The sequence below is a fragment of the Pseudomonadota bacterium genome (assembly GCA_018823135.1).
Lineage (GTDB): Bacteria > Desulfobacterota > Desulfobulbia > Desulfobulbales > CALZHT01 > JAHJJF01.
Map to the genome: position 1 here is coordinate 1 of JAHJJF010000019.1, position 7,629 is coordinate 7,629.

At 48.0% G+C, this 7,629-nt stretch carries 7 protein-coding genes; 3 read left to right on the forward strand and 4 right to left on the reverse strand.

Features of this window, described 5'->3' with window-relative positions; all coding sequences use genetic code 11:
• Positions 1-113: 113 nt before the first annotated feature.
• From KKE17_01725 to KKE17_01740, 4 genes are all read right to left on the reverse strand, one after another.
• Positions 114-311: a rhodanese-like domain-containing protein gene (locus tag KKE17_01725; protein ID MBU1708701.1), complete on the reverse strand. Its 198-nt coding sequence runs from the start codon at positions 309-311 to the stop codon at positions 114-116.
• Between the two features lie 318 nt (positions 312-629).
• On the reverse strand, positions 630-1,646 hold the full coding sequence (fbp, locus tag KKE17_01730; GenBank protein ID MBU1708702.1) for a class 1 fructose-bisphosphatase: 1,017 nt from the start codon (positions 1,644-1,646) through the stop codon (positions 630-632).
• Positions 1,647-1,915: 269 nt separating this feature from the next.
• Positions 1,916-2,926: a tetratricopeptide repeat protein gene (locus KKE17_01735; protein MBU1708703.1), complete on the reverse strand. Its 1,011-nt coding sequence runs from the start codon at positions 2,924-2,926 to the stop codon at positions 1,916-1,918.
• A 143-nt stretch (positions 2,927-3,069) separates the two neighbouring features.
• Complete coding sequence (locus KKE17_01740) at positions 3,070-4,845, reverse strand: hypothetical protein (GenBank protein MBU1708704.1); 1,776 nt, start codon at positions 4,843-4,845, stop codon at positions 3,070-3,072.
• Positions 4,846-5,100: 255 nt separating this feature from the next.
• Between KKE17_01740 and KKE17_01745 the strand changes: the two genes are divergently transcribed.
• The 3 genes from KKE17_01745 to nrfD are packed head-to-tail and all read left to right on the forward strand — an operon-like array spanning position 5,101 to position 7,593.
• Positions 5,101-5,571 (forward strand): cytochrome c3 family protein, encoded by a 471-nt coding sequence (locus tag KKE17_01745; protein ID MBU1708705.1) that lies wholly within the window; start codon positions 5,101-5,103, stop codon positions 5,569-5,571.
• Positions 5,571-6,341, forward strand: a complete 771-nt coding sequence (locus KKE17_01750) for a 4Fe-4S dicluster domain-containing protein (protein MBU1708706.1) — start codon at positions 5,571-5,573, stop codon at positions 6,339-6,341. The genes KKE17_01745 and KKE17_01750 overlap by 1 nt, the downstream gene beginning before the upstream one ends.
• A 4-nt stretch (positions 6,342-6,345) precedes the next feature.
• Positions 6,346-7,593 (forward strand): polysulfide reductase NrfD, encoded by a 1,248-nt coding sequence (gene nrfD / locus KKE17_01755; protein ID MBU1708707.1) that lies wholly within the window; start codon positions 6,346-6,348, stop codon positions 7,591-7,593.
• The last annotated feature ends 36 nt before the right edge of the window (positions 7,594-7,629 follow it).

Genomic DNA, 7,629 nt, shown 5'->3' on the forward strand with positions numbered 1-7,629 from the left:
ATGGGCAATCCGGCCTCCTTCCAGGCGGTAACACCACCCAGAAGTGCTTTGGTATTTGTGAAACCCTGTTCGGCAAATTTTACTGCCTGACCGGCAGCGCTTCCCTCCGCAGGTCAGGCGCAGTAGAAGATGATTTCCTTATCCTTTGGAAGTTTCGATGCCATCTCGGAAAAATCGGCAAAGGACACTGCGCCGTCAAGATGGTTATTGTTGAATTTTTCCTCTTTATTGTATGCACACACCAGGAGCGCCTGTCCTGATTGCACCTTTGCCCTGGCCTCGTCGCAACTGATCCGGATTGCCTCACCCATGTCTGTCTCCTTCTGAAGAGTTAGAATGTTATAGCTTTTTGTATGTTTAAAAGGAAATATGTCGTAGCACCATTTCATGCTCATTATCTGGAGACCTGAAGTCTCAGGATATTTTGAAGTCGTCTTGCGCCCGGCTCGAAATGCGGAGCGATCAGGCCCGTGGGGTGCATGACAGGAAGTCACGCACCGACGAATCCGCAGGAAGCGGGATTTCGTCGACCAGCGAAGCAGTTCGATAAAGCCGAAACACCTGCGTCTAGAAAAAGATCCTGAAATTTAAGACAGATACGAAGAGGCACAGAACAAAATGAGAAAAAATTATCTTCCAGGGATTTTTCCCTGCATTATTGCGGTGGCTTCCTCAACATCTTTTTTGCTGCCCACAAAGAGCGGTGTTCTTTCATGAAGGTTTTCCGCCTTGATATCAAGGATGCGTTGCTTGCCGTCGGTTGCGGCGCCGCCCGCCTGCTCGGCAATGAAGGCCATGGGCGCCGCCTCGCAGAGCAGGCGTAGTTTGCCATGAGGTTTCTGCGGATCATTGGAATCCGCCGGATACATGTAAATGCCGCCGTAGAGCAGGTTTCTGTGGAAATCAGCAACCATGGAACCGATATATCGGGAATTGTACGGCCTGCCGAGACTATTGTTTGTGGACTTGAAATAGTTGATGGTTCTGTTGGTCGGTTCATCCCAGTAGAGGCTGTTTGACTCGTTTACCGAATAAATTTTTCCGTGATCAGGCATGGTGATATCCGGGTGTGAAAGGAGGAATTCTCCCACCGACGGGTCGAGGGTGAAACCGTGCGCACCGCTGCCCACCGTATAGACCAGCATGGTGCTCGATCCATAGAGAAAATAGCCTGCTGCAACCTGCTCACTTCCGCGGCGCAGAAAATTTTCAAGAGAACTGCAATCCACTGTCTCCAAACATCGGTATATGGAAAATATGGTGCCGATGCTGACATTTGCATCAATGTTGGAGGATCCGTCCAACGGATCAAAAATGATCACATAATTACCGCGGGGCAGATTTTCCGGCACCTCAATCACCCCCTCGTTTTCTTCAGAAGCAAGGGCGCAGAGCAGACCGGAGCGCTGCATGCGCCAGATGAATACCTTGTCGGCAAAATCATCAAGTTTTTTTACTTTTTCTCCCTGGATATTTGTGCCACCGGTTGCACCCAGGATGTCAGCAAGCAATCCCGCTTTATTGACTTCACGGGATATGAGTTTTGCGCCGGTGATCAATTCCGATAACAGGCGGGTGAACTGACCGGTGGCGGCGGGGAATTCGTGCTCACAAAGGAGAATGTGCTCGGTGACTGTGGTGCCCATTTTATGTTTGATGCTATCCGGCATGGAAGTATTTCCTTTTTGGCTGAAAAGATAAAGGCGTTTTTCAGGCGTTCAATTTATTCGATTATCGAAAATTATTATGAAATTAATAAATACATAATAGGCATGGAACAAGGGAATAACCAAACAAAAATTATTCGGCGCTGATTATAAACAGATGAAAGCTCTGATGAATGACCAGGCCTGCAACTCATAATCAGAATCAGCCGCAGGCCTTTCTTTTGTGGATGAAATTGTTGTGCTGCAGGTTATTTAAGAATTTCACCATTGAGATCCGGGTCTTTTGCCCGTATTTCTTTTTGAAGAATCTCGAAAGCCAGTTTATATTCCGCCATGGCCTCCTTCAGGAGTTTCTGCTCCTCATAAACCTTGCCGAGATAGTAATGGGATTCATGATTGCCCGGATTATCATTTTGAATAGCCTTGAAATCGGCTGCAGCATCGGCCAATTGCCCTTTTTTGAGCTTGATTTTCCCGAGGCAGATTTTGCCGCGCAGTGAATCGGGTTCTAATTCAAGGCCTTTGCTGATTGCTCCCTGTGCTTCATCAAGTTGACCTTTATCAAGATACAGACAACTCAGTTCAATACGAGCCTGGTTGAGTTCCGGGTTGACTTCAAGGGCTTTTTCGAATTCACGGATGGCGGGGTCCTGAAGCCCGCGCTTCAACAGAACGAGCCCGAAATTGAGGTGGCGGTTTCCGGCCTTTTCTTCTGCGGATTTTTCAATCATTTCAGGGTGGAGTTCGGCCTCAACCTGCTCCTTGGTTTTTTCACCGAGCATAATTTCAATCGCACCTTTGAGCCGGTCAACCATGTCATGACTGTATCCCATGCCTGCGAAAACCTTGCCGTCTTTGTCCACCACCAGCACGGCGGGCATCACAAACACGCCCAGAGTCCCATATGCCACACGGTCCTGATCAAGATACACCGGAATTTTGTCGGTTGACTGGCTGATGACGGTATCGATAATAGTTGATACGTCTCCCTGGATATTTACGGAAAACAGCCGGATATTACGTTCTGCAAGAAATGGGGCAAGGGCATGAACTTCTTTGAGGGTTTCTGCTGCGTGCTTCATTTTTTCAGGCATATCGGCACCCCAGAATACTGCGACGAAAGGATTACCTTTTATTTTTGAAAAACTGATGGGGTCCTTGCCTTGCTCATAATTTTGCAGCGTTACATCCGGAACGGGGTCACCTTCCTCAAATTCACGGAAAGGGAAAGAATAGGCGACAACCGTGTTGATTGTCATAAATATTACAGCGAGAAAGATTAAAAGTCGGACGGTATGTTTGATTACTGTGGACAATTGATTCACCTGATCTGATTGATATTTTATTTTAAACAAAGTCAGCTTGAATATGATATCTGATCGGATATCGCAAGTAAATTTTTTTAAGAATTCTCGGTTTGCGGCCATCGGCCCAGGACCACGGATCCCACCGCAGCCACCGCCCCGAAGGAAAAAACACTTATCACCAGCGGTATGCCGTGGGCATTAAAAAGGTCATAGCCGAACACCTTAAATGCTCCGATTAAGGCAAGGGCAATGGCCGTATAGAGAATTTCTTTGTGTTTTTGCATGAGTCCCAGGGAAAGAAGAAATATCGCTCCTGTATTAATGAATAGGGATTGGGCTCCTATCAGGGCATTATTCAGATTGTCGGTTTGTGTTGCCAGGATGAGATACGCACCGAGCTGTAACATGAAAAAACCGTTTATCAGCGATACAATCAGTAAAAAGTGTGCTGAACGATCTGCAGGGTCAAATTTTGTGAATAATCCTGAGCTGCAGGTCAGAGGGTGTTTTCTGCTCCAGAAATATTGAATACCACTGATTACCGCCAGAAAAGCGGCAACCAGTATACTTGCATACGGGGCGGATGTTCCGGGAGAGAAGACGCCATAGGCAACCCCCAGAGAGCAGGCGAGGATTTGCATGAGGTACGACGTCAGGCGGATTCCACCGACTTCGCAGGCCTGTGATGCCAGGGTCAGGCCTAAGGCGACAGCACCCCAGAAAGGCAGGGCGATCAGTATATTTCCGGTAGCGGCGGGTGCCGCCATGATCAGCAGAGAAGATCCGGCAAAGGTAAACGAACAGATTCCCGGGCCGCCTTCCTTGCTGAATTTGAAAATGCCGCCGGCAACTCCGTAGTGAACGATTGCGCCAACAACACCGGCAATGCCGAGCCAGCGGTCATGACCAAGCCATGGGACCAGTACTGCCCAGCAGGCTGCATAGGACCAGATTATATTCACCGTTGGTAGAATGATTTCAAATATTTCAAGTTTATGGCCTTTGTGAAAAGATTTATAGATGGAATACGCCATGATTGATGAAGACGCAATCAGGGTCAGCGGGATAAACCAGGATAATGATACGCCGGGTGGAAGGGGTAATCCCTTTGAGAGGGGGAAATGCAGTTTGATCATCCAGATGAACCAGAACAGCAGGGTCAGGATGAAAAGAGTTATCTGGATCCACCTGCTGCGGGTTTTCTCAGCAATCATAAAAGCTATGATGTTGGTGGCAAAAAGAAAAACGGCTAACTGGTAGAATGCAGGCCTTGGAAAATCAATAATCATTGCCGAGACACTTGCGCCGATAAGACCAACTCCCAGAAAGGTTACAACCTGAAAGCGCAGGCCGATTCTGACAATTGTCAGCATGGTAAGAAACAGGATGGCATACGCGGTAAGGGAGGTGACCGGCTCGAATCTCGTATGGGTCTCAATGACAATCACATACATTAATAAGGCGCCGCAAACCGGGAAAACCGGCGCTAAGCGGTTTTTTTGCGAGATTAACAACCAGCCTGCTGCTATGAGCAGCGACGCATAACCGATGCCGATAAAAGAACCCGCCTGATGATTGATAAGACCGCTGTCAGCCAGGGTCCGCAGGACAAGGGCAAAGACCAGGATAAAGCAGACGGTGGCCACACGCGGCAGAAAAGAGGATTTCCCGAAACTTGACCAGAGTTCATCGGGCGGCATATCCTGACCGTGATATAAGGGAGCCATTGCCGGATGGTCGGGACTCGGTTCGATGCCCCGATTTTTTTCTAAGTAAGCCAGTCTGGTTTCGACAATATCGATCTTGTCGGTGAGGTACATGACATGGTCGGTGAGGCGGGATATTTTTTCCTCAAGGTGTGTTTCAGTCATCAATGTCGTTCCCAGACGAAGAATTGATTCATTTCAAATTCATTTGTGTAAATTTTAAATACCATCTAGACTTTTTTATAATCCGCAAGAAAAATGTTGTTTACGTATACCACAATGTGGTATAGACTGCCAAAGAAAAAAAGTACCACATTGTGGTATGTATTGGTGTTCTGATTTAAAGGGCTGAATTTACAAATTTTTTTGATTGTCCAGCCCTTGTTTTTTATGTTCTTACTGCGAAAAGGAGAGGGATAAATGAGAAACCATGTGTTGCGTCCGCTGTGGGTGGCGCTGGGGGTGATTGCTCTGGTCTTGATCGCCAGGCATCTGATGGTCCCGGAGGATTTTGGGGTTAATGGGAAAAATTTTACCTACGGTTTTTATCGAGCAAGCAATGTTGACGAGTGGAAGGAATTTCCCCTCAAATACCGTGGCAAGGCTTATTGCCAGGAATGCCACGAAGAAAAGTACGAAGAGAATATGTCTTCAAAGCACGGAATCATTGAGTGTGAAAACTGCCATGGCCCGGCACTCGGGCATCCGGAAAATCCGGAAGCTCTTGCTATCGACAGGAGTCGGGCATTGTGTCTGCGATGCCATGCCGACCTTGCTTATCCCTCCAGTCAACGCTCAGAGATTCCCGGCATTAATCCAAAACAACATAATCCTGATACCCAATGCAGTGAATGTCATAATCCGCATAAACCCAGTCTGGAGGATATGTAATGAGTTACTCGCGTAGAGATTTATTGAAAAAGACGCTTGCGGGAACCATTGCTGCCTCTGTTCCGTTGAGCGCGTTCAAGTTTTTGAGCCCGGCCCAGGTCAAGGCATCAATTGGCGACGCCAATGTCCGCTGGGCCTTTGTGGTTGATACTCAAAAATGTGTTGGTTGCGGTTTGTGCGTCAAGGCCTGTAAAAATGAAAATGAGGTGCCTTATGATGCGCCGGTTACCAGAACCTGGGTTGAGCGATATGTGGTCACCAAAGACGGCAAGACCCACATTGATTCACCCATGGGCGGCAGGGATGGTTTCACTGACGGTAAGATCCGCGACAAGGAAATCCTCCCTGAAGATATTTCAAAAGCTTTTTTCGTTCCGAAATTATGCAACCATTGTGAAACCCCTGCCTGCGTGCAGGTCTGTCCGGTGGGCGCCACCTATCAGACGAAAGACGGAGTGGTACTGGTTGACCGGAAATGGTGTATCGGTTGCGGATACTGCATTATGGCATGTCCCTATGGGGTCCGCTTTTTCCATCCGGTTCACAAGGTTGCGGAGAAATGCACCTTCTGCTACCACCGCATCACCAAGGGTCTGGAGAGCGCCTGTGTTGCGGCCTGTCCTTTCGGGGCACGACAATTAGGCAACCTGAAGGACCATGATGATCCGGTGGCCAAGATCATCATGAATGAGCGTGTAGCAGTTTTAAAAGATGAATACGGCACCAAACCACAGGTGTTTTATATCGGACTAGATACTAACGTGAGGTAGGGCGATGACGGAAGAATTAGTAGTACATGGATTGGAGTGGACAACGAAACAGCTTTTTGTATACCCCAACGAGTTTATCTACTGGAGTATACAGATCGTCATGTATCCTTATATGACCGGTCTGGTGGCAGGGGCGTTTGTGCTGTCATCGCTGTATCATGTTTTCGGGCAGGAAGATCTCAAGGACATGGCAAGATTTTCGCTGGTATTTTCCCTGGCCTTGCTGCCGGTGGCGATGATGCCGTTGATGTATCATCTGCAGCAGCCGCTGCGCGGCATAAATGTCATGTTCACGCCGCATTTCACCTCGGCGATTGCCGCATTCGGCATAGTTTTTTCAACCTATGCGCTTATCGTTATCAGTGAAATCTGGTTTGTTTACAGGAAATATTTTGTTGAACAGGTTGCCGAACTGAAGGGCAAGGATGATTTTGGAAGTCGTTTTATGTCTGTTCTCTATACAATTCTTACCCTGGGTGCATTTGATATCAGTGATGCGGCGGTTGCCAAGGATAAAAAAGCGGTAAAGATCCTCGCGGCCATCGGTATTCCGGTTGCCTGCTTTCTGCATGGATATGCGGGATTTATTTTCGGTTCGGTCAAGGCAAACGCCCTGTGGATGTCGCCTCTGATGCCGGTTATTTTTATCATGTCAGCGATTGTTTCAGGTATTGCCCTTTGCATGATCACCTATATCGCGATTATGGAGTGGAAGAAATTCAAGGCGATTCTCGCCCGGGGCATGGGCGATCAATCCGTACTGCATATCCGTGGTGTGGAAATGGACGTTGTCAAGAAAGCCTCCCGCTATCTTCTGGGCTTTCTGGTGGCGGCGATATCCCTTGAGCTTCTTGATCTCATCTTCCGTGGTTATACGGCGATGAAATCCTGGGATATTCTGCGGGAAGTCATGTATGAAGAGGATTTCGTCAAAATTTTCATTCTCCAGTATGGGCTTGGTAATCTCCTGCCGTTTATTCTGCTCCTGCTGCCGAAACTCGACATCAAGCGGACTGTGGTGGCACTGCTCCTGATTCTTTTCGGCGTGTTCATGATGCGTTGGAACGTTGTTATCGGCGGCCAGGCGTTTTCTCTGTCATTTGCAGGATTCATGCATTATCACATTCCCTTCTGGCCCCATAATCTTGAAACCTATAAAGAAGGTGTTTTCGGCGCTCTCACTGTGGCGGCAACGCCATTTGCCATTTTCTGGGTAATCAACAAGGTTGTTCCTTCTCTCCGGTACGACTGATCGCGATTATCCAGGGATGGCATTTCCTTCCCCTAA

Coding starts and splice junctions, on each gene's coding strand:
- KKE17_01725 (MBU1708701.1), bottom strand. CDS start 311: ATGGGTGAGGCAATCCGGATCAGTTGCGACGAGGCCAGGGCAAAGGTG.
- fbp (MBU1708702.1), bottom strand. CDS start 1,646: ATGGGCACCACAGTCACCGAGCACATTCTCCTTTGTGAGCACGAATTC.
- KKE17_01735 (MBU1708703.1), bottom strand. CDS start 2,926: ATGACAATCAACACGGTTGTCGCCTATTCTTTCCCTTTCCGTGAATTT.
- KKE17_01740 (MBU1708704.1), bottom strand. CDS start 4,845: ATGACTGAAACACACCTTGAGGAAAAAATATCCCGCCTCACCGACCAT.
- KKE17_01745 (MBU1708705.1), top strand. CDS start 5,101: ATGAGAAACCATGTGTTGCGTCCGCTGTGGGTGGCGCTGGGGGTGATT.
- KKE17_01750 (MBU1708706.1), top strand. CDS start 5,571: ATGAGTTACTCGCGTAGAGATTTATTGAAAAAGACGCTTGCGGGAACC.
- nrfD (MBU1708707.1), top strand. CDS start 6,346: ATGACGGAAGAATTAGTAGTACATGGATTGGAGTGGACAACGAAACAG.